The 21,978-nt window shown below is 32.6% G+C and carries 30 protein-coding genes; 11 read left to right on the forward strand and 19 right to left on the reverse strand.

Annotated features, from left to right (window positions below; all coding sequences use genetic code 11):
- Positions 1-310: 310 nt before the first annotated feature.
- Entirely contained in the window at positions 311-976 is a 666-nt protein-coding gene (locus DL91_RS10865; protein WP_048191704.1) for a fibrillarin-like rRNA/tRNA 2'-O-methyltransferase, read from the forward strand.
- A 366-nt stretch (positions 977-1,342) separates the two neighbouring features.
- Here the strand turns inward: DL91_RS10865 and coaBC are convergent, their stop codons facing one another.
- The 3 genes from coaBC to DL91_RS10880 form a co-directional block, all read right to left on the reverse strand.
- Positions 1,343-2,500: a bifunctional phosphopantothenoylcysteine decarboxylase/phosphopantothenate--cysteine ligase CoaBC gene (gene coaBC, locus DL91_RS10870; RefSeq protein WP_048191706.1), complete on the reverse strand. Its 1,158-nt coding sequence runs from the start codon at positions 2,498-2,500 to the stop codon at positions 1,343-1,345.
- Between the two features lie 15 nt (positions 2,501-2,515).
- On the reverse strand, positions 2,516-3,013 hold the full coding sequence (locus DL91_RS10875; protein ID WP_048191707.1) for a KH domain-containing protein: 498 nt from the start codon (positions 3,011-3,013) through the stop codon (positions 2,516-2,518).
- A 452-nt stretch (positions 3,014-3,465) separates the two neighbouring features.
- Entirely contained in the window at positions 3,466-3,990 is a 525-nt protein-coding gene (locus DL91_RS10880) for a PsbP-related protein (protein ID WP_048191709.1), read from the reverse strand.
- Positions 3,991-4,047: 57 nt separating this feature from the next.
- Here DL91_RS10880 and DL91_RS13710 point away from each other — a divergent pair, with 57 nt between their 5' ends.
- Entirely contained in the window at positions 4,048-4,245 is a 198-nt protein-coding gene (locus DL91_RS13710; protein ID WP_156096071.1) for a hypothetical protein, read from the forward strand.
- 366 nt (positions 4,246-4,611) lie between these two features.
- Here the strand turns inward: DL91_RS13710 and pheA are convergent, their stop codons facing one another.
- From pheA to DL91_RS10930, 10 genes are all read right to left on the reverse strand, one after another.
- Positions 4,612-5,424, reverse strand: a complete 813-nt coding sequence (pheA, locus tag DL91_RS10885; protein WP_048192738.1) for a prephenate dehydratase — start codon at positions 5,422-5,424, stop codon at positions 4,612-4,614.
- Positions 5,425-5,528: 104 nt separating this feature from the next.
- A complete protein-coding gene (locus DL91_RS10890) occupies positions 5,529-6,743 on the reverse strand; it encodes an RNA ligase (protein ID WP_081882662.1) in 1,215 nt (404 codons plus the stop codon).
- Positions 6,744-6,779: 36 nt separating this feature from the next.
- Positions 6,780-7,601, reverse strand: coding sequence for a CBS domain-containing protein (locus tag DL91_RS10895; protein WP_048191711.1), 822 nt, complete (start codon positions 7,599-7,601; stop codon positions 6,780-6,782).
- A gap of 55 nt (positions 7,602-7,656) precedes the next feature.
- Entirely contained in the window at positions 7,657-8,496 is an 840-nt protein-coding gene (locus tag DL91_RS10900; protein WP_048192742.1) for a CBS domain-containing protein, read from the reverse strand.
- Between the two features lie 76 nt (positions 8,497-8,572).
- Complete coding sequence (locus DL91_RS10905) at positions 8,573-9,517, reverse strand: CBS domain-containing protein (RefSeq protein ID WP_048191713.1); 945 nt, start codon at positions 9,515-9,517, stop codon at positions 8,573-8,575.
- Positions 9,518-9,737: 220 nt separating this feature from the next.
- The gene (locus DL91_RS10910) at positions 9,738-10,538 is read right to left on the reverse strand and encodes a CBS domain-containing protein (RefSeq protein WP_231551503.1); all 801 of its coding nucleotides are present in this window, start codon (positions 10,536-10,538) and stop codon (positions 9,738-9,740) included.
- A gap of 11 nt (positions 10,539-10,549) precedes the next feature.
- Positions 10,550-11,110, reverse strand: a complete 561-nt coding sequence (locus tag DL91_RS10915) for a cyclic nucleotide-binding/CBS domain-containing protein (RefSeq protein ID WP_048191714.1) — start codon at positions 11,108-11,110, stop codon at positions 10,550-10,552.
- Positions 11,111-11,121: 11 nt separating this feature from the next.
- The gene (locus tag DL91_RS10920; RefSeq protein ID WP_048191716.1) at positions 11,122-11,823 is read right to left on the reverse strand and encodes a 7-carboxy-7-deazaguanine synthase QueE; all 702 of its coding nucleotides are present in this window, start codon (positions 11,821-11,823) and stop codon (positions 11,122-11,124) included.
- A 22-nt stretch (positions 11,824-11,845) separates the two neighbouring features.
- Positions 11,846-12,328: a 6-carboxytetrahydropterin synthase gene (locus DL91_RS10925; protein ID WP_048191718.1), complete on the reverse strand. Its 483-nt coding sequence runs from the start codon at positions 12,326-12,328 to the stop codon at positions 11,846-11,848.
- A 51-nt stretch (positions 12,329-12,379) separates the two neighbouring features.
- The gene (locus DL91_RS10930) at positions 12,380-12,970 is read right to left on the reverse strand and encodes a DUF366 family protein (RefSeq protein ID WP_048191720.1); all 591 of its coding nucleotides are present in this window, start codon (positions 12,968-12,970) and stop codon (positions 12,380-12,382) included.
- A gap of 511 nt (positions 12,971-13,481) precedes the next feature.
- Between DL91_RS10930 and DL91_RS10935 the strand changes: the two genes are divergently transcribed.
- From DL91_RS10935 to cas4, 4 genes are all read left to right on the forward strand, one after another.
- On the forward strand, positions 13,482-14,513 hold the full coding sequence (locus DL91_RS10935) for a nucleotidyltransferase domain-containing protein (RefSeq protein ID WP_048191721.1): 1,032 nt from the start codon (positions 13,482-13,484) through the stop codon (positions 14,511-14,513).
- 79 nt (positions 14,514-14,592) lie between these two features.
- Positions 14,593-15,876 carry a homoserine dehydrogenase gene (locus DL91_RS10940; RefSeq protein ID WP_048191723.1) on the forward strand — a complete coding sequence of 428 codons (1,284 nt, stop codon included), beginning with the start codon at positions 14,593-14,595 and terminating at the stop codon, positions 15,874-15,876.
- A gap of 89 nt (positions 15,877-15,965) precedes the next feature.
- Complete coding sequence (locus DL91_RS13715; RefSeq protein ID WP_156096072.1) at positions 15,966-16,109, forward strand: hypothetical protein; 144 nt, start codon at positions 15,966-15,968, stop codon at positions 16,107-16,109.
- 29 nt (positions 16,110-16,138) lie between these two features.
- Positions 16,139-16,765 (forward strand): CRISPR-associated protein Cas4, encoded by a 627-nt coding sequence (cas4, locus tag DL91_RS10945; RefSeq protein WP_048191724.1) that lies wholly within the window; start codon positions 16,139-16,141, stop codon positions 16,763-16,765.
- 31 nt (positions 16,766-16,796) lie between these two features.
- Here cas4 and DL91_RS10950 read toward each other — a convergent pair whose 3' ends face one another.
- Both DL91_RS10950 and DL91_RS10955 read right to left on the reverse strand, forming a co-directional pair.
- Entirely contained in the window at positions 16,797-17,123 is a 327-nt protein-coding gene (locus DL91_RS10950) for a cupin domain-containing protein (protein ID WP_048191726.1), read from the reverse strand.
- 21 nt (positions 17,124-17,144) lie between these two features.
- Complete coding sequence (locus DL91_RS10955; protein ID WP_048191728.1) at positions 17,145-17,666, reverse strand: DUF6448 family protein; 522 nt, start codon at positions 17,664-17,666, stop codon at positions 17,145-17,147.
- 240 nt (positions 17,667-17,906) lie between these two features.
- Between DL91_RS10955 and DL91_RS10960 the strand changes: the two genes are divergently transcribed.
- Together DL91_RS10960 and DL91_RS10965 are read left to right on the forward strand one after the other, a co-directional pair.
- Positions 17,907-18,188 carry a hypothetical protein gene (locus DL91_RS10960; protein ID WP_048191729.1) on the forward strand — a complete coding sequence of 94 codons (282 nt, stop codon included), beginning with the start codon at positions 17,907-17,909 and terminating at the stop codon, positions 18,186-18,188.
- A 165-nt stretch (positions 18,189-18,353) separates the two neighbouring features.
- Positions 18,354-18,641 carry a hypothetical protein gene (locus DL91_RS10965; protein ID WP_048191731.1) on the forward strand — a complete coding sequence of 96 codons (288 nt, stop codon included), beginning with the start codon at positions 18,354-18,356 and terminating at the stop codon, positions 18,639-18,641.
- A 12-nt stretch (positions 18,642-18,653) separates the two neighbouring features.
- Here DL91_RS10965 and DL91_RS10970 read toward each other — a convergent pair whose 3' ends face one another.
- Both DL91_RS10970 and DL91_RS10975 read right to left on the reverse strand, forming a co-directional pair.
- A complete protein-coding gene (locus DL91_RS10970) occupies positions 18,654-19,310 on the reverse strand; it encodes a DUF5612 domain-containing protein (protein ID WP_048191733.1) in 657 nt (218 codons plus the stop codon).
- A 57-nt stretch (positions 19,311-19,367) separates the two neighbouring features.
- Positions 19,368-19,739, reverse strand: a complete 372-nt coding sequence (locus DL91_RS10975; protein WP_231551451.1) for a pyridoxamine 5'-phosphate oxidase family protein — start codon at positions 19,737-19,739, stop codon at positions 19,368-19,370.
- A 269-nt stretch (positions 19,740-20,008) separates the two neighbouring features.
- On the opposite strand from DL91_RS10975, the gene DL91_RS14425 reads away from it, so the two are divergent.
- Genes DL91_RS14425 through DL91_RS10985 form a run of 3 tightly spaced genes read left to right on the forward strand, consistent with a single transcriptional unit; the run spans position 20,009 to position 21,296 of the window.
- Positions 20,009-20,527: an RNA-guided endonuclease TnpB family protein gene (locus DL91_RS14425; RefSeq protein WP_081882663.1), complete on the forward strand. Its 519-nt coding sequence runs from the start codon at positions 20,009-20,011 to the stop codon at positions 20,525-20,527.
- The gene (locus tag DL91_RS14430) at positions 20,509-20,913 is read left to right on the forward strand and encodes a transposase (protein WP_255343967.1); all 405 of its coding nucleotides are present in this window, start codon (positions 20,509-20,511) and stop codon (positions 20,911-20,913) included. The genes DL91_RS14425 and DL91_RS14430 overlap by 19 nt, the downstream gene beginning before the upstream one ends.
- A 29-nt stretch (positions 20,914-20,942) precedes the next feature.
- Positions 20,943-21,296, forward strand: a complete 354-nt coding sequence (locus tag DL91_RS10985; RefSeq protein ID WP_048191734.1) for a Rieske (2Fe-2S) protein — start codon at positions 20,943-20,945, stop codon at positions 21,294-21,296.
- A gap of 20 nt (positions 21,297-21,316) precedes the next feature.
- Here DL91_RS10985 and DL91_RS10990 read toward each other — a convergent pair whose 3' ends face one another.
- Both DL91_RS10990 and DL91_RS13720 read right to left on the reverse strand, forming a co-directional pair.
- Positions 21,317-21,619, reverse strand: coding sequence for a PadR family transcriptional regulator (locus tag DL91_RS10990; RefSeq protein ID WP_048191736.1), 303 nt, complete (start codon positions 21,617-21,619; stop codon positions 21,317-21,319).
- 183 nt (positions 21,620-21,802) lie between these two features.
- Positions 21,803-21,967 (reverse strand): hypothetical protein, encoded by a 165-nt coding sequence (locus DL91_RS13720; RefSeq protein WP_231551452.1) that lies wholly within the window; start codon positions 21,965-21,967, stop codon positions 21,803-21,805.
- Positions 21,968-21,978 lie beyond the last annotated feature (11 nt).

Below are 21,978 nucleotides of genomic sequence, written 5' to 3' on the forward strand. Positions count from 1 at the left end.
GATAGGTATAAGAAATTGAATGATTAGTTACTAACTTTCATTGTATTGTGTGTGCATTCCATTATACTCAATCTAATTTGCAACCAATTTCCAATCGAATTAATACAAAAATAAAGAACTATTCAAAATATATCAATGAAACCCTGTAGATATCAAATTATCAGTATTTATAACAAAAAGGTATTCCATTGAGATATTAATCAATGATTTAAATGACATCAAAATATCTTTCTAATAGAGGACAATTTGTGGAATATGAAAAAAATTATATTAGATCACTATATTATTAGCTCTCTTAAAGGGGAAAAACATGGAAAAACTAGAGGAATTTACTGGCGTTTACAACATTGAAGACCATATTGCAACTGAAAACCTAAACACTGGCAAAAAGGTCTACGGTGAAAGACTAATTGAAGTTGATGATAAAGAATATAGAATATGGGAGCCTCGACGATCTAAACTGGGAGCGGCAATAATGAATGGGATGGAAACCTTCCCATTTAAAACCGACTCTAAAATACTTTATTTGGGAGCTTCATCTGGTACTACTCCATCACATATCTCGGACATAGCAACCAATGGAACAATTTGGTGCGTGGAATTTTCCCCTAGAATGATGAGGAGTCTGGTAGAACTTTCAAGAGATAGGAGAAATATGGTTCCTTTATTGGACGATGCAACTAAACCAAGGAATTACTTACATTTACTCGAAAAAGTGGATATCTTGTACTCTGATGTGGCACAATCAAAACAATCCGAACTTTTCATGGAAAATATGCGTCTTTATCTGAAACCTGAAGGTACTGGAATTATAATGATCAAATCTAGAAGCATAGATGTGACTCAAAGTCCCAAAAAGATATTCAGGGAAGAAGAAAAAAAGCTCAAGACAGGAGGTTTCAAAGTTCTTGAAAAAATCAATTTAGAGCCATATGAAAAGGATCATTTGGCAATGGTATGTAAATTTGCTTTTTAGAAGATGTGAACTACCCCTCCCTTTCGGAAGGAGCTTCTTCCTTCATTAAATCCACTAATGTGGTTTTTTTCAGAGAAGCTTTAATTTCCGTAGTTCCTACGGTACTGATTAGATTAAGTGTAGTATGCTTGGTTATCGCGTACGATACTATTAATTATTGTTAAACTATTATTTATATGTAGTGGTTGGATTCATCCCCACCCTCACACATGGGGTATTCTCCAACATTAAAGATAAACTCATGAAAAAAAATACTATTATCTAGCAAAAAGATACTTAATTTTTTAATCTTCTTCAAAATCTTCTTAGATTAAAAAAATTAATATCATATTTATAAATTAAAGAATTGATTTTGATCTTATCAGATTAATTATCCAACTTCAAAATTAACTTTTGGATAATTTTCTTGGCAATTTCCGTTTTAGATGTTAATGGTACTGTTAATGTATCTCCATCAACAATAATTACCTGGTTCTTATCTGAACTAAATCCTGCACCTTTAATTGAAACATCATTTGCAATCATTAAATCTGCTCTAGATGATTCCATTTTTTTATGGGCTAAAGATATTAATTCCTCATTTGATACATTATATTCTGCCTTGAAACCAACTAAGAAAATATTTGGATTGATTTCCTTGATAATATTTATTATTTTTGGAGCCTTTTTAAGATACAATGTTAAATCTTTTTTAGAAGAAATTTTATCTTGTTTTTCAGAAGTTTTTTCTACTGTAAAATCCGATACTGCTGCCGCAGATACAAATACATCACTTTCAGGAATTAATTTAATTATTTCTTTCTTCATTTCCTCGGTAGAATTAATTTTAATCCTGCCAAAAATTTTTGGAACATGGACTTTTATTGATCCAGTGATCAGCGTTACATCTGCACCTTGTATAAATGCTTCTTTAGCTATTTCAAGACCCATTTTTCCAGAACTTCTATTTGTGATACCTCTTACAGAATCTATCTCTTCATAAGTACCACCAGCAGTTATAATTACTTTTTTACCCCTTAACTTTCCTTCAGATGTTTCTCTTAAAGTTTGAAGGGTAATGTCTTGGATACTTGGAAATTTAGCCTTTCCTTCTTCTCTTTTAGGATCTATTAAAATAATACCATCATCTTTACACCTTTCGATGTTCTCTGAAACTGATTTATACATGGAATCATGCATTGATGGAACAAATATAATTGGTGTTGAATATCCATATGCAGTTATTAAAAGCGTGCTTATTGGATTATCTGCAATTTTATATGCAAACTTGCTTATTAAATTAGCTGTAGCAGGAGCAACTAATATTAGATCAGCTTGTGCATATTTAACATGCTCAATATCTCCAGTGAGTTCCAAGACAACATTCTTGCCAGTTGCAAACTCCATGGCATTTGGATGTATTATTTTGCATGCATCATCACTCATGAAACATGTAACATTCATTCCCTGCCTTTTAAGTTCCCTTACAAGTTTTACAGATTCAACTGCAGCAATACTACCTGTAACACATACCACAATTTCCATCGATTTCCCCTCGTTTCAGTTTCTGTCAACTACAACAACGGTTTCTTGTTCGGTAAGCATTTTTATTATATCATTGAGGATGTCAAGTCTTCCAGGAAGTTTTCTTGAATCTTCTCTCATTACCCTTACCTTGAACTTTTCTTCACCATCTGTTCCATAGACAACATTTATACCCGATACCCTTGCAGGGGCCAGTATATCCCTAGCAACTGCACGGAGGTCTGAATCTTCACCAACTACTCTAATCTTTTTCCCCACAGTTCTTGAGAGTTCACGTACTATTTTTCCACTCTTTCCTATGAGTTTTCCAACCTGGTCCTTCTCTGTGATTATTATAACAATATCTCCAATTTCAATGGTCTTTTTAAAACCTAATTTACCTTCACCGAGTTTGAAAAGTACCTTAGCAATGTCCAAGTCGAGTTGGGATATCTCACCACTTTTAAGCTTGTTCTCACAACCCTGACATAAAATTCCACTTTTTAAACAGACATCGCATACTGGCAATACCATTTACATTCCTCCTTTATTGTTATTTGATGATCATAATGTTTAATTGATACCCTTATTAGAATCATCAACTGATTTACCTGTAAACTTGAAATTACATCCAATTAATAAATCGTTTATGGCCTTTTTATGAAGATTTTATCCATGAAATCTTTTTTATAAATTTGTGGATACAGAACCTATCTTAAACTCATTGAAGTTTTAGATAATCTTCATTTTGCACATCATCTTTACATGTGATGCAACTAAATAAAAGCAGATAAATTTGGCTCTTTTTAAGGCTCTTTATCAGTATTATAAAGATAGTAATTTTAACAGATATAATTGTATTGAAGTTACTAATATATAATTTTGCATTGATAGAATATTGTTTACTAAATGAATATATTTTAATTGAAAAATTATAATTTGAATTTATTTTGGATTAAAATAATAAAATGAAAAATTTAATGAATTTACTTGAAACTATTTATTACAAGGTTAAAATTATTTTGTTGGGCTTGAAAATCTGCTGATTTAGCACTAAAGAGTACAACATATATATTACCATTTTTATTGAACCATACAGCACGATATTCCTTTTGATCGTCAGTATTAGATTTATATATGTTTTCAAGGGCAATGCCACCATTTATCGTTAAATTCCCCTCAGATACTTCCTGATAACCTGTTGTATTGAAAAATGATTTATAATTTGCCGCATACACATCAGTAAGGTTACTTCCTTTTGAAACATCCGGTTTTTGAACTACTACCCTTGTTGTAGGACTTCCATTTTGAATAGTATTTGGATCTGCAAGAGCTACAACAGCGTTTGGAGAAGTTGTGTTAGCAAGTTCCCATACTCCAGGATAAGTAAATGAAACATTGTTTTGATTGTAGGTCTTTGTTGCATTGGATTGTTTATTGTCAGATATACACCCAGATGCTAGAACAACAAAAAACAAAAGAACAATTACCAGAATTACTTGGTTTCTCAATTTTTCACCTTCATAAAGTAAAAAGAGTTAAATAGAACTCTAAATTAACCTGAATTATTGTTATTCGTATTTTTAGTTGGAGTAGTAGAATTTTTAGTTGAAGTCTTCTTTATAATGGTTGTTGTTTTTGTTGTGTTCTTTGTTAAAGTTGTGTTCGTGGTTGTATTGTTCACAACGGGAAATGCACTGTCATTAACAGTCATACTAGCTCCTGACGAATTATTTGCAGGCAAACTCATTGCATACACCCCGTAACCTGTTCCAACAAAGAATGCTAAAACTAAAAATACCAATAAAGATACCTTTCCTCTCGACATTCCAGAACTTTTGGTTTGACTAACAGGGGCTGTTTTCGGAGTGGTAACATATTTTTTTATTAATGCTTCCTTCTCCTCAATTTCATCTTCTTCTTTCTTTTTGTCTGACCAATAATCAAGTGATTTTTCAGAGACATCTTTGCCCTGAAGTCTTTTTATGCGGTCAGCTGCTAAAATCGTGCTTAATTTGTCATCTAAAACTCTTTTTTCAAGATCATACTGCCTTTTAGAAACTTTACCTTCACTAAATTGTTTTTCTAGCTTTTTTAAGCTATTTAATAATTTTTCTTTATCTGAAACTATCTCAATCCTCTCCTTCCTTAGGATATGAACCTAATACTTTTATATATCCTACCTTGGATCTTATAATATTTAAAATATACCTGATCAATTCATCTGTCCTATGGCCCTCTAAATCAACAAAAAAGATGTAATTACCAAGTTTTTCTTTTGAAGGTCTTGATTCAATTTTTGTTAGATTTATGTTATTGTCTGCAAACAATCCAAGAATTTCGTAGAGTCCTCCAGGTTTATCCTCTACAATTGAAAAAACAATAGAAGTTTTATCATTTCCTGTTTGTCCATGATCTTTTTTGCTTATAACAACAAATCTTGTAACATTATTTTTATAATCTTGAATATCTGTTTCTACAATTTTAAGTCCATATATTTCTGCAGCCCGCTTAGTTCCAATAGCTGCAGAATTATTATTTCCCTTCACCATCTCTGCAGCAGCAGAAGTACTCGGGGTAGCATTAACAACCACATTCAACGATTCAATAAAATTTCTGCATTGTGAAAGTGCTTGCATATGAGAATTCACGAATTCAATATTGTTTATATTAGTTTTAGGATTAATCAAAAGGTTGTGACTTACTGGAATAATAATCTCACGTTTTATCTTTAGATCATAATCATGAACCAATAGATCGAGGGTGATACCAACAGGACCTTCAATGGAGTTTTCAATAGGTACCACACCCACGTCAACTTCATTCTTTTCAACTGCATCGAGAACTTGAAGGATAGTATCAAATGCAACGAGATTATCTCCAACTAAAGCTGCAGCCTCTTCAGTAAATGTACCTACAGGACCTAAGAAGCCAATTTTACCCATGAATTTAGAATAATTTTCTGAAAAATTTTTAATAATTTTTTCATTTTGCTCACTGTCTTTAATGGATTTATTATTTTTTTTGATGATCTTGATGTTATCTTTGGTCAATACAACCCACCCCTGAGAAAATTTGATATCCTGTCAGTTGTAGATTGATGTACCCTCCTTATAATTGCTTTTCCATCTTCAAATGAATGAACAGTTGCAACAACCCCAAGATCTCGAAGGTAGCGAACAAAATCTTCTGCCTCATTCATATTGTCAACATGGATTATAATGTTCTCAGATGCAAGATTATCATTGGCAACATGTTTTATTGTATGTATCATTGGATAGAGTATTGATTCCCCTATCATGTGAGCCCTATGCCTGATCTCATCTTCTGACTCATTTAGTTCGTATGCTTGAAATCCCTCTCTAATAACTCTACTAAAGAAAAAAGATCTGCCAAAATCAAACGGATAAGTAAACGCATATTGTAATTCACCATTATGAGCTTGAGATGATGTATACTTAAGTGGATCAATTTCCATTGAGGGATCTTTAATAACTACTCCTTCTCTATTATCCTTTCCAAGTTTAAAAACCAAATCAAAGATTTTTTTAGGAGCATCTTCAATATCCATGATCTCAAAAAGTTTCACACCAGGAAGACCATAAAATTCAAGAATTTTAATTTTATCCGGGATAGACATTGCATTGTTAGAAGACTTTTCTCTTATATCGAATATTCTGAATCCAAGATTTCCAATCTCCCTGTAATGATGTGTCACATAAGGATTTTCTGTGCCAACCATTTCACCGCAAATAACTAGTTCGGGATGATCATTAAAAAATTCATCCATATCCATGATTTCCGGGGCTTTTTTAGTGGTATATGGACATACATAACCTCCTCGAGTGAAAGCTATAATCCTATTATTGATCAATGCTATTCTAACATTATAACCGTTCATTTTTTCTTCTACGGCTACTTTCTGATCAAAATGGATTCTAAGGGAAGGTTCAAGCATTAATGTTCTTCTTATTTTTGGAAATCCCCGTATTATCTCGACTTTATCCCCAAAACATACCATGGTTCCTGATTCTATTTTTCCAACAGATTTCCGGAATAGGAGACCATTAATACCTTGACTTTCATAAAATTTGATGTTACCATTTTTAAATGACCTTTCTATATTGGCTTTTTCAACATCTAGGATCTCTGGAAGTACATTACTGATAAAAATGGGCATTGGTGTTTCATAACTATAGTTACAGTGGTTGCATTTTAAAAAAAAGTTTTTGTGGGAATTTGTTTTTCCCACTCGTATTTGCATTGGTGAACTGCATTTTGGACATTCTATAGTCTGAATTCAACTTACCTCCTCAAGTTCCACAACAAAATTGATTAAATCTGTTTTTGTAATAATGCCTTTCAGCTTTCCATCGAGTTCAACTGGAATTCCACTGATACGATTTTCAAGCATTACAGTTGCAGCTTGTTCAAGTGTTGATCCACCATCAATGGTTTTTACGTTTTGAGTCATTACATCTCCTACAAGAAGATTTCTTATACGGGCATTTTTATACTTGTCAGGTACAATCTTTTTAAATGATATCATTGCATTAGCTACATCCTTTGCAGTTATTATACCTTCTAAAATATCCTCTTCAACAACAGGAAGTCTTCCTACTTCTTTATCTATTAAACATCTCCTTGCATGCACAAGTCTGTCGCTGGGACTTACTGTAACAAGATCAGTTTCCATTCTATCATCAATATTAGTTGAATTGAATGGTTTACCCTTGCATATCTCAAGAAAATCTGTTTTTGTAAGCATTCCCACGATTTCGCAGTTATTTATAACGGGCATTCCATCAATTTTATTTTTTATCATGGTTTCGGCGGCAATTCCAATATTTTGAGTGCTTTCAATAACCACTGGATCCTGTTTCATAACAGTTGAAACATGGAAATGTGATGGTGGGAGGTTTCCATACTTTGATGATCCTAATCTAAGAGCTATATCCTTTTCAGTGACAATTCCAACCAGTTCCCTATGATGATCTGTATTGATATTCACAACAGGAAGTCTGGAGATTTTATGCTTTTTCATCAGTTTTAGGGCATCTTGGATGTTCTGATCCTTATCCACATGAACAACTTCTTCTTTCATTATGTCTTTAACGTGCATTTTCATCCCCCTAAACATTTGATCTCAATAATTGACTATCTGAAATTATCAGTGCTTATTGTATACCTCTGATAAGATCTGTTTTAGTAATTACTCCGACTAGTGTATCTCCATCAACTACAGGTAGACCACTAATATCATTTTCAACCATCTTGTCTGCAGCAATAGTTGCATCTTCACCACCTGAAATGTTTACCAAGTGATTCTGCATTATATCCCCAGCTGTCATCATTGAAACCATCCTAACATTTCTTTTACTTTTTCCATCAGAGTTTCTTATGAAGTATATCTTTTCAACATTTACACCAGTTTCAGGATCTTCAACATAGGCAAATGAGATGTTTTCTGGAGTTATAATTCCCACAGGTGTGTTATCACGAATAACAACGATTTTTCCTATCTTATTATCTTCCATTGTACTTATAACATGTGCAATGCTATGATTTTCATTTACTGTGATTACATCACTTGTCATAAGATCGGAAACTCTCCATTTACCCTTTAATTTATCAGTATATACTTTCATAAGGTCAGTTTTAGTAAGTATGCCTGCGATACCATTATCATCCACTATAGGTATTGATCCAATGTTGTTCTTAATCAGAAGTTCGATGGCTATATGTATTTCATCATTGGGATTGGCTGTTATAGGATCTGTACTCATGATCCTTCTGATGGATATTTTATCAATAGGCCTACTTTTCCATTTTGGGCCATTTCCTTTGAGTTTACGGGTTAAATCCTTTTCAGTAACCATTCCAACAGGTTTTCCTTGTCCATCAACCACTACTAATTTGCTGATTCCATGTGAGAGCATCAGGTTCCTTGCATGTCCCACTTGCTCATTTTCCTGAACAACAAATACTTCAGGGTTCATTACTTCTTTAATTTCCATCATTCAACCACCTCGATCTTATGGCAGATATTAAGAACCTAAAATATACAAATAAAGGGATTATAGTCCCAAATTTTTATAATTTGTTCACAGCCTTCAGTATATCACTTTCAGTTATGATGCCTTCTAGATTTCCATTATTGACAACTGGTAATCCTCCAATTCCTTCCTTTATCATTGCATCACACAAATCTCCAAGTCGTGTATTGACTGTGGTGGCTACAACAGTTTTTTCCATTATCTCAGTTATGGTTGTATTCAAAACATCTTCTGCATCATTTGAAACCATTTTATCAAATGCACTATTCTTTCCAAGGAATTCTAAAATATCAGTAGCTGTTACAATACCCATTATCTTATCTTTCTCTGGATGGGAGGTTCTACGATCCTCTCCCACAACAGGGATCCTTCTAAGTTTATTTCTAACCATTATTTTAGATGCTCCCTCTATTCGGGTTCCAGGGGTTGTTGATATTACATTTTCAGTCATGTATTCCCCAACCAATTCATCTGTTAAAACTCCAGAAAGCAAAACAACAAAGTCTCTCTCTGAAACTATTCCAACCATCTTCTTTTCAGCATCCACTACTGGTAAAGCACCAACATCTTTTTTTTTCATTTTGGTTATTGCATCTTTTATTGAATCTTTATGGCTTAAAATTTCTACATTTCTAGTCATTATTTCCTTTACAGATTCATTTATTGCTCCAAGGAAATTTCCAGGGTATTTTTCTTCCAGTATTTTGTACTTGTCCCCTCCTCCTAGGAAGTCAAGAATATCCATGGATGTAACAATTCCAAGTATTTGACCTGTTCCAGGGTTAGTTATTGGAAGCCTTCTGAATTTGTTTTTAACCATGATTTCAGCTGCTTCTTTAATGGTGGTGCTCTGTGGTGCTGTTACCACCGTTTTTTTTGCGATGCTCATAACATCCCCTTCATGTTCTGAGGCATGGGACTCAAATTCCAGTGGACCTCTATCTCTTGATTTTACTAAATTTATGGTTTCTTTTCTTCTCATCAATACACCTCTTGTGAAAGATGATTTCTATCACCTTGAATATTTTTCCATGTTATCAAGCTACATTTGTAGTTTTCCTGGACATATCTAGTCGTTAAATATCCAGATGATTCAGGAAACGATCTGTTAACTAATCTTTTTTCAAATAAGTTAATAAATAAAGTACAAACTAATCTAAAAATTTTGAAAATAAGTTTAAATTTCATGACCACTTCTAAGATCAACTTAAATACGATCCTAATATATCTTCTCTTGCAACTATACCAATAATATTGGCTTCTCTTGCTCTGTGAGGCTCTTTTTTAATGTATACAGGATTTTCAACAACTGGAAGACGTCCGATATCGTATTGGACCATCAGTTCCGCAGCATCCTTTATACTGGTTTCGGGTGTGACGACAACGGGTGGTGTCACCATTACCTTTTCTACCTTGATTGATCTGTCAACTGCATCAAGACCAGTTCGAACATGTCCAGACTTAATTATGTCCTTACGGGTAATCATTCCAATAAGTTTAGATTTTTTCAATACAGGAAGTCCTGAAAAACCTGTTTCATCCATTTTGGACCATACTTTAGAGATATGATCATCATAATTAGCTTTTACAACATTCTTTGTGAAAATAGAATTAATATTCGGATTATGAGGCTTTACACCATTGTTCAGTAATTTTTTGATAATGTCTCCCATACTCAAAATACCTATTAAACACATATTCTCTGTTGATTTAACAACAGGTGCTTGTACAGCGTCTGATTTAATAAGTTTCTTGGCAATTTCTTCCATTGCCATTTCAGGGGTTGCTATAACTTTTGGGCGTTCCATTATCACTCTTGCTTCTATATTAGACTTGGTTGATGATAGGAACATTATGTCACCCCTTGTAATCATTCCTTCAAGATGGTTTTTGGATAAAACAGGAATTGAACGGAACCATCCCTCCCGGAATATTGATCTAACCTTTGTTAATTGGGTATCCACATTTACTGTAACAGGATCAGATGTCATGATATCTTCCACGATGCTCAAGTTTACTCATCCTCCAGATCTTCTTTACACTCTTCACATAAAAATTTCCCATCGAATGTATCAAGGTATTCAACGTAATTTCCACAAATCTCACATATGCCTGGTACGGATTTTTCAGATTCTAAATATTCCCTCTGATTTTCCATTCTAGCATTTTCAACTAGTAATTCTGTAAGTTCGGGTGAAACCATTAAAACATCCATCGATGTTAATATTCCCACTAAATTTCCATTATTTACTACAGGAAGTCTTCGAATATTATTTTTTGCCATCAGTCTTGCTGCCTGATTCAATTCACTTCCAGGGTCTATCAAAATAAGATTTTTGGTCATTATCTGACCTATGGTTACTTCACTTGCCAGTATATTCTTTGAAACTACTTTTTCAATGATGTCACTTTCAGTAATTAGTCCTTCGGGCTCTGTTTCGCTCTTAATTACCAGACTACCAATCTTGAACCTTGACATTAAAACAGCTGCATCCGCAATTGTAGTTTTGGGATCTGCCGTGATTACACTAGATGTCATTGCGTCGTGTACTGTTACCTTTGTATCCATCTCCATATTAAAACCTCCTACCTGACATTTAGAAGTTTATGAACTTGTGGTATGGTTAATACATCGATATATTTCCCTGCTTCTTCAGATATTTCAAATAGTTTCTGGCTACCATCTGCCCAAAGATCAAGAGGACTTACCGGTTGAATCACCATTGAAAACTTTGAAGTGTTTTGAACTTCATCGGCTATCTTTGAGGCAATTAAACCAATCATATCCACTTTTGTCTCGGGCATCACAACCACTTTACAGTATGTATTTATCTCTTCATCTCTTAATAGTTTTATGGATTTTAACTCCAAAGCAAATAGATCATCCCAATTTTTAGAAGCTTCATGTTCGGGTAATTTTATATCTAGAGATACATAATCCAATAAACCAGCAATTTTCTGTAATTCCCCCGGTAAAGAACCATTGGTCTCTAATAACGATTTGAATTCATTTTGTTCTAATATTTCTTTTATAAAATCTGAATGTAATAGTGGTTCACCACCAGTTAAAGAGATAGAATGAAAATCTGGAGTTATTAATTTATTAATTTTAAATAAAAGCTCTTCTGTAGATATTAAATCACCTAAAAGTGGGTCACGGCTTTTAGAGGTGTCACAGTAATTACAGTCAAGGTTGCAACCTGAAAACCTTATAAATATTTGTCTCCGCCCTATAAGGATTCCTTCACCCTGAATACTTGAGAAAACCTCGTTAACATGAGTTTTCATATTAAAACTCCTAAAATGGTTTTTAGTAAGAATTTTTTGTGAAATAAGCTCCCTGTCCTATTCCCTCATTAACACATATCTGAACACTGGAAATTTCACTATTTATTTCCTTTAAATCATGATAAAGTTCTTCTGCAAAATATTCAGATAGATCTTCAGCAGAGGTTGATTTAAGATCCAGAAGCAAACAGTCTTCAAGAGGTAACATATAATCTTTTTTCCCTATTGAAAATTCCACAGGACCTTTAAGATTTTTAAAATTAATATTAGGGTTTCTTATGGGTATAAGAACCCTGTGATCCATTCTTTTACACATTTTTCTTATAATATCCTTGACTTTTTTGAAATCAACAACAAATCCAAATTCTCCTGATCTTTCTCCATCAACAACAACATCAACTATGTACGAGTGTCCATGTATAACACCACATGATTCGTGTTTTGGAATCATGTGTGCTGAAGAAAATCTCAAATTTGCGTGAATACCGTTTATAACTATTTTCATAATGAAATACCTTCCATCTTCTTAAAATTTTAATTTAAATAAAAATATAGTTTAAAATACCTTTGTTTTACTAATATCTTCAGTAATTGATTCAATTTCCATTATATAATTTTTACAAATTTTTTCAGTGATATTACATATATCTTCATTAATCAAACCACAATCGAACAAACCTGCAGTCTCTACATCCTTCGGTGTTCCCTTTTCAGTCAAGTTCAGTGCAAAATGAATCTTCATGCTGCTAATGGAGCAAGTTGCAATTGAAACTGATAATTTTCCAATCTTATCATTCTTTGAACTTGACTTTTTGATGTAAAGATCATCACCCTTTCTTGATGTTCTTATTCCAAAATCATGAAGTATATCTTTAATAATCATAACAAGGATTCGTTGTCTATGGTAACACATGATAATATTTGCCGGCTGAACATCAAAATGTTCAACAATAAAATGTAACATATTGTTTCCCTCTATTTCAAGACCCACATCCTCAAAGTCCACCAAATGATCTGGTTCAATTTTCATTGGCCCCATCCAACTTACAATAGATGAATCCTTTATACCAAAAGTTCTAAAAGCCCACATAGGTTGAATCTGGCTTCCATCATAACAAGTTCTATCTTCAAGTTTCAAGTGTTTCATTGGTTCAAATCCATAAATTTGATTAAATTGGATATTTAATTTTGAGTGATTAATGATAATTGATTTACAATTTTATAAATGTTCTCGAAATATTTTTAGATACTATACAACTATAAATTCCTCATAATTAGTTTCAAGATTATAAATTCTATTAAAAATAATTTTAGATTCAATAAAATATATTTTCCATGTTTATAGATAAATATATCAATTTAATGGATTTCCACCTAAATTAAACCCTCATAATCTTATATTAAGAGTTTTTAAATGATTCCGTTTAGGGATATGCGTCTTTCTGCAGCTAATCTACCAAATAGTCTATTAAAACTTATTTTTATCCTAATTTAGTATTCTTAAATTGAATGACATATATTGCCCACAATATATGGAATTATTCTAGATTTAAGTCCTTTATAATCCCTAATATTCTCTAAACACCTTTAAGATCCTTATTATATTTTACTCTCAAAACTAACATATTTAATAATGTTGCATATAGTTAAATTAATCCATGAGAGCCAGACCCCGAGATTTTATACATACTACCGATGATCTGTTCTTTGCAACCACAACATATTTACATCCCGATGATCGGATCATTTCATTTTTAAGGTACATACCAGATCAAAATGGGGACCGTTCATTAAATGGTATAAAATATTCCAAAGTGGACTCAAAACAGGCCTATGAGTTTTTAGGGAAGAATTTTCCAGAATATCTTTTTGACTGCGATATAACAAATGTTTTAATGATGGGTGTGCCCACTGAGAAAGTAGAGCAAATACTACGGCCTAATTATCGTCTTAAAGAGATAATAGAATCTTCAAACAGAGATAAACTACTCAATAATGTTGTAAAACTTGCAAATATATTCCATGAAAGTACAGGAATCGGTTATGATAAAATGGGTATTTCCGGTTCTATACTTCCAGGATTGTACAATCCAAATGTATCTGATATGGACTTCGTTATTTATGGACTCAAAAATCATAGAAAAGTCATGGAAGCCTTTGCAGATATTAAAAAAGAAAATGGTCCCCTCAAAGGTATTGAAGGAGAATATTGGAAACGGCTTTACGAAAAAAGAATAAAAGATAATTCTTTAACCTATGAAGAGTTCAGATGGTACGAAAACCGCAAACACAACAGGGGTATTTTGGATGGCACATTGTTTGACATCCTTCAAACTCGAGATTGGGAAGAGATCAAAGGAAGTTATCGTGCAATTAGATATGAACCAATGGGATGTATCGAAATAGATTGCACCGTTAAAAATGCCCTTGCAGCATACGATAATCCTGCAGTATATCAAGTTGAGGATGTAAAAGTAATTAAAGGAGCAAATGTTCCTATAACCGAAGTTGCTTCGTATACACATACCTATGCCGGGCAAGCAATGGAAAATGAACGTATAACTGCTCGTGGCAAACTTGAAAAGGTTATTGGGGAAGATGTTAATTACAGACTTGTAGTTGGAACAACAAGGGAATCTATTGGAGAATATATCAAATTAAAAAATTTAAACCTAAATATTAATAATTAAAATATCAGATAACTTTTGTTATATTCCTTATTAATCTACTTAATTAAAACTAGAAGTTATTATTTGGGGGGTAATTTTGATGGATAATGTTGTGAATATTGGACTTATTGGTTTCGGAACAATTGGAAGTGGAGTTGTTGAAACCATTAATAAAAACATTGATCTTTTTGAGAATAAAGTAGGAAAGAAAGTAAAACTAAAAAAAGTTGTTGATCTGGATATTACTACTGACAGAGGTGTAGAAATTTCCAGTGAAATACTTTCAACTGATATTAATGATATCTTAGAAGATCCAGAAATTGAAATAGTCATAGAACTCATTGGAGGATACCAACCCGCACTTAAATTTATATTAAGGGCCATGGAAAATGGTAAGCATGTAGTGACTGCAAATAAAGCATTACTTGCCAAACACTGGACTGAAATTATTTCTTCAGCACAAAAAAACCATGTGAGAATATGTTTTGAAGCCAGTGTCGGTGGTGGAATACCACTGCTTCAGCCACTAAATGAAAGTCTTTCAGCTAATCATATAATTTCCAGTTATAGCATAATTAATGGAACTGCAAATTATATACTCACCAAAATGTCTGAAGAAGGCAGAGATTTTGATGATGTTCTCAAAGAAGCACAGATAAAAGGTTATGCCGAATCAGATCCTACTTTTGATATTGAAGGAGATGATACGGCTCAAAAACTTATAATACTTACCATAATAGGTTTTGGTGTTTATATCAAGCAGGAAAACTTCCATGTTGAGGGCATAACAAATATTACACAAGAAGATATTAATTTTGCAAAGAATGAACTTAATTGCTGCATTAAACTACTTGCAATTTCAAAATTAGTTGATGGCAAGTTAGAAGTTAGGGTACATCCAACACTCGTGCCAAATGATCATCTTCTTTCAAGTGTGAATGGTGTATTCAATGGAGTGTACCTTGTTGGAGATATTGTTGGGCCTGTTATGATGTACGGTCCAGGAGCCGGTATGATGCCTACAGCAAGTGCTGTGGTAGGTGATTGCATAGACATAATCGAGAATATGGAAAAACCAGTACTTTATGGCCCATCAACTACATCGGTCAAAGCAATTGGTAACATAACAGATTTAAAATCTAAATATTATATCCGCCTATTAACCGATGATAGGCCCGGTGTGCTCCATGAAATATCCGGAATCCTCAGCCAGCATAATATAAGTATTGGTTCAATGACTCAAAAACAGCAAGATGAGACTAAAGGAATTCCTATCTTTATGGTGACACATACTGCACTTGAAATGGATATGATAGAAGCTATCCATAAAATTGATCAATTAGATTGTGTCAAAGATCAAACTCATTTTATTAGGGTACTTTAATTATTTTATTTTTTTTGTAATTTTTTAATCGATAAATTTAATTATAGTTAATACAATAATATTAAAATGTATTAATTCGGGTGATAATTATGATTACTGTATCGCTGATAAACGAATATTTGTACTGCCCCTTGAGGGTTTACATAGAATTTGATAATCCAGAAATACATAACACTTCAATTGTAGCGTATAAATTATCTCGTGAAGCATTCAGGGGTTTGAAGAAATCCTAAAAAGAAATTTATGGACATTAAAAGGTAGAATGCAATTTACGGAAATATTAGAAGAGATTTTCAATGATGTTCCAGAGTATTTGGAAACTGTTTATTTGAAATTTGAAGATGAAATAATTGATGATGAAGTTGGTATTAGATTCGAAAGCTTAAAGGAAGATCTGAAATACAATTCATGGTTAATAGCTATAAAAAGTCAAAAAATATTAAATAGCGGAATAAATGGTTCTGATGCCGTAGATATGCTTTTTCCACCATGTTTAAATGAATTTGCAATTGAAGATAAGGAAGATGGGCTTTTTGGAAAGGTAGATAAAATAGAAATTATTGATGGAGTGTATTATCCAATTAAATTTAAAACAAGTTTACCTCCTTTAAAAGGTGTGTGGGATTCCGATGCATTACAAGTAACAGCTTATGCTATTTTAATGGAATATGAATTTAATAAAGAAGTACCAGTGGGTTTTGTCAACTACATAAAATTAGGATCTAAAAAACCAGTTCTAATTAATTCATATATAAGGGAAAAATTCTTGAATGTTTACAACGAACTTTCAGACATACTATACAATGATTATGTTCCTGAAGTTGTTAAAAATCATAAAAAATGCCTTGCTTGTAATTACTCTGAAATATGTGATTATAATGTAGGATAATCTTAAATAATTAATAATAAAAAAAATGGTTTCAGTTTGATCTGATCATAGTTAGAACCATCTTAAATCTTTCAATTGCTTTAAGTGCATGAGGATCATTTGCAGGCATAATAATCATTTCTCCTTTTTCTACTATGTTGCTATTATTAGAAATGATAATTTCTGCTTTACCATCCACTACTTGTACCATTGCATCAAATGGGGCGGTATGTTCGCTTAATCCTTCACCTTTATCAAATGCAAATATTGTAACTGTTCCTGTTTCTTTTCTAATGATCTCACGACTAACTACAGCATTTTCTTGGTAATCTATTAAATTTTCAACCTTAAATGTCTTACCTAATAGTTCATTGGACATTATATACACCTCAACTAATATTTATGGATTAAAATTCTGATTTGTTTTCTCTATATGATTGTACAATTCATGTGAGAATCGAATAAATTCAAGCATGGCGGTTATATAATCTCTTGCAGCATCAACATCATTGAGATCATATTCCTTCTTGGACATCATATCTTCAAACCGATTTTCAAACGATTCTTCAATTAAATTCATTAGGAATTCTTCTAATACAGTTTTATCCCCTATTTCAATTGCTTCTTCTGCCTTGTTGATCACAGGTCCCCAGTTTAGACCAGAATGTTTTATTCCATTGTAAGATTTTCCATCCCCCAACATATGCAATCTAACCGCAGTTTCAAAAAACCAGTAGTCAGCAACTTCAGCTGCTTCACCACTGAGTTCTCTTACAATAACCACCCTATCAAAAGCATCTCTTAACTCTCTTTCATACTCCTTTTTTATATAGGGAATTACATAATTTATATTTTCCATTTCTAATGCGAGTTCAGCGGCTGTTACAACCGGCCCATCCATTGTATCACAAAGCGGTGCCATAATTAATATCCCTCATACTTGTTTAGTACAAACATACCCTTTATCATTCCATGAAAAAAAATAAATTTTTTTCTAACCAATATCTAATTTATATTTAAGTTTCTTTCAAAATATAGAATTTTTGGTTCATACAGCAAAAATGATGATATTCCTAATTTGATGGATAAATAATGACATTCATATTTTTAATTAAAGCATAAAAATATAAATCCATAGTAATATATTATAAATGGTGATTTTATGGAAAAGAAGACAGAAGAGCTAATGAAAAAGTGTGAAAATCTAGATGATACAACAGTTATGGGTTCATGTCAAGTACTTTTGGATATGATGAAGGAAAAAAATGTTAAACTAGAGGATGACCCAGAGCAAACATATCTTGGAATGGCTGAAAACCTATCTCCTAAAGATCTTTCTAAAGTACTTGAAATGGCATTAAAAGTTAGAGAAAGCGGAGAAATAAAAGATGTTGAGCTTAAAAATGCTGCAAGTAGGATAATACGAGCAATAGAAATGAGCTAAAATTATTTTCTATAAATTTAATTTTAATCTTACTTTAATTATTTTTTTAAATACCTTTAAAAGCTGTTAGTTCATGCGAATTACATATCAACGTTAGAATAATTCTGTTTTTATTTAACTAAAAATATAAATCTCTGAAAAACAATTATATATTAGGTGTTCATAATGGATGATAAAAAAAACCAAGAACTTATGGCTAAATGTGAAACTATGAAGGATGATCCAGCTTTAATGAAAGAATGTAAAATTATGCTGGATACAATGGCTGAAAAAAAGGTTGAATTAGAAGACGACCCTAACCAGGACTACACCAACATGGCAGAAAATATTTCTGCAGATGATGTTCCTAAAGTACTGGAAATGGCGCTTAAAATAGCTAAAAGTGGAAAAATTAAGGATCCAGAAATAAAAATAGCAGCAGAAAGGCTTATTAGAACCTTAGAACCCCTTTAAAAAAACTACTGGTTAAAATTTCTTTCTCCCAATTTTTTTTATATCAAAAATTGCTGTTTCAGCTACAGCCATAACTGCCATTACACCTGCTTGAACAGGATCTGTAACTACAAGATCCGCCTTTTCAGTTACACTTCCAGGCATATTGAGACTTATAACAATAACATCGTGTTCAGTTTTTATTTTTTCAATACAGGTGGTTATTCTACCTCCCATAAGAGACCCAGCTAAAACTAGAGCGCCAATTCTTGGAAGTCTTCCTACTGCTGAAACTGCTTCTGCAAGTTCGTGTTCTCCAACTAACGGGATGGTATCTACGCTTATCCTTTCGCCCCTGATGTTATGACGGTCTGCCTCAGTTATGGCACCTTGTGCAACTTGTGCTACCTGAGCTCCACCACCTATAATTATTATTCTCTTTCCATATATCTCACTCAGAGAACGGTGGGTTTCAACGTTATCAACATTTCCATGGGTACGAATGTTTTTTGCAAGGGTTTCTATGTCGTCCACATCTTCCAATTCCATATAAACAGATGCAGATTCATCTTTTTCTATGAAAAGGTGAGTATATGAAATATTTATCCCACATTTAGCCATCATATCCGTTATATCTCGCAATACTCCCGGTTTATTGTGGGCTTTGATGGTTATTGCATCCTCTTTCATAGTATCTCCTTTCAATTAATTGTTATTTATATTTAAGTTTGCTTCTATCTAATTAAATTATTCTTTATTCGCTACATTTGAGCCATATCCTGATATTTTACCTGTTAATTCTTTTACTTCAACTCTAATTAATGCTAGATTGTTGAGAGAAGTTTTTGAATATTCAAAATTTGCATTTTTGGAATATTTGGCCATTATAATGTCTAGGGCTTCTTTTTTCTTTTTTGAATCTTCTATAAAATATGCATATCCCCATCCAACAACACTTTTGTATTTCATTCCCCATTTACATGGATTTTGGTCTTTCACAAGCTCAATATTTATCTCAACCCTAAATGAAACCCTATTGTTAACTTTTAAGATTTCTATCTTTTTTCCTTCATTTGAAGAGTGGAGGTATAAAGTCTGATTTTTGTATCCAATGTTCATGGGTACTATTTAAGGACTGTTATTACTTGATAACGCCAATATGCAATGATCTGCTTCTTGTAATATTGCTTCAATCATATTTTTATTCTTTATTTCCTTCTCCTTTCTTCTCATCTTCCAATCCTCGATCTATTATACTCTATAATCAGTTTTCTATAAAATAAATTATTTGCAAGATTTTATCCTAATGTTGGAGAATACCCCATCCGTGAGGGTGGGGATGAATACAACCATAATATATTAATAATAATTTAGCAATAAATAATATTATGTTAAGAGCATATAGATATCGAATGTATCCGACTAAAAACCAAGAAGAAATGGTTAACAAACATTTTGGAGCATGTCGATACGTGTATAATTGGGGATTAGAATATAAAATTCGAACATATAAGGAAACATGTAAATCAATATCCCGTTTCGCTCTTAACAAAGAAATAACAACACTCAAACAAAATGAAGTATGGCTCAAAGAAATTAACAGTCAATCATTACAAGGAGCTACCCTTAACCTTGATAATGCATTCACAAGATTTTTCAGAGAGAAAAAAGGATTCCCACATTTTAAATCAAAAAAAAATAGAGTACAATCATTCAATGTACCACAGAATTACAAAGTTGATTTCGCTAACAATGAAGTATACTTTCCAAAGATAGGATGGGTGAAAACAAAATTACATAGACAATTCAAAGGCAAACAACAAACAGCAACAATCTCTAAGACAAATACTGGTAAATATTATATCAGTATTCTAATTAATGACGAACAATCTTACCTGAAAAAGTAAAATTCAATCAGAAAACCACCATAGGATTGGATATGGGATTAACCCACTTCTTAATCACTAGTAAAAGTGTTAAGGTTAATAATCCACGACCACTTAAACAACAGTTGAAACGACTTAAACATGAACAACGAAAGTTATCACGTAAACAGAAAGGTTCAAATAATCATAATAAACAACAAATCAACCTATCAAAGATTCATGAACGAATACGAAACATACGTGAGGATTTCCAGCATAAACTTAGTAAATCTATTGTATGTGAGAACCAAGCAATAGCAATAGAGAAATTAAATATTAAAGGCATGCTACGAAACCATAACCTAGCACAAAGTATAAGTGATGTTGGCTGGGCAGGGTTCATAGATTGTACTTGTGGAGAGGGATGATTAATTTTATAACCTTAGGAGGTTGAAAAATGGGTGAATTTGTTGAGGTTGCATTGGTGGATGAATTAGATGATGGAAACATGCTGATGTCAAATATTAATGGACTAGAAATACTTGTTACAAGGGTTGGAGATAATTATTATGGTGCGGATAACCGTTGCCCACATATGGGGGTAATCTTTCAGGGAGGGAAACTTGAAGGAACAATTGTAACTTGTCCAAGACATCACAGCCAGTTTGACTTGACTGATGGCCACGTAATACGCTGGACAGATTGGACTGGACTTAAATTAACTGCTGCTAAAATATTCAAGTCCCCACGCTCTCTTAAAACCCATCAAGTCAAGATAAAAGAAGATAAAATATGGGTAAAGATAGACTAAATCAATTAATATTTTGTTTATTATGATTTTTTACAAAAATCAGCCATTTCATTCATATCATAAAAAATCCTGCAGAAATATTTACATGCAGTTATTAATTCCGATTCACCTTCAGTAGTTAATGAATAAATTTTATTGGTATCTGTCTTAATTAAACCTGTATTCTTCAATTCTTTTAATGCAGGATAAATGGTACCGGGACTTGGTTTAGATCCCCTTCTTATTTCCAATTCTCTACCAATTTGAGCCCCATTCATGCTTTTCCTGTTGAGAATCCATAGTATTAGATAAGATAAATATCCCTTCATTTCGCAGCAAGCCATGTGGAATGTATTGGATGTCCAACTAATTAACTTTATGTTTTTTATTGCATAACCGATATTTACAGCAATTAAATATTAGAATTAAGAATTCGAAAAAAGTAAAATCCATGATCAGATAATTTCAAGATGTAATATTGAATTTGATAATTCTTTTAATTTTAGGCGGCTTGTTAACGTATTTTTTTAGAGGGTATTATTATTTCTTAGGGTTACAGAAGAATTATTTAATAAAGAACCTTGATATCCTAAATTAGATATTAGCGAATAGGATTCGTCGGGGTCAGAAGTGTTGAGTACATCCAATACTCCTTCTTCGTTGTTTGTATATGCAGATATTGCATTGTTCACAGATGTTACTT

Origin of the sequence: Methanobacterium sp. SMA-27 (genome assembly GCF_000744455.1) — an archaeon.
Classification (GTDB): Archaea; Methanobacteriota; Methanobacteria; order Methanobacteriales; family Methanobacteriaceae; genus Methanobacterium_B.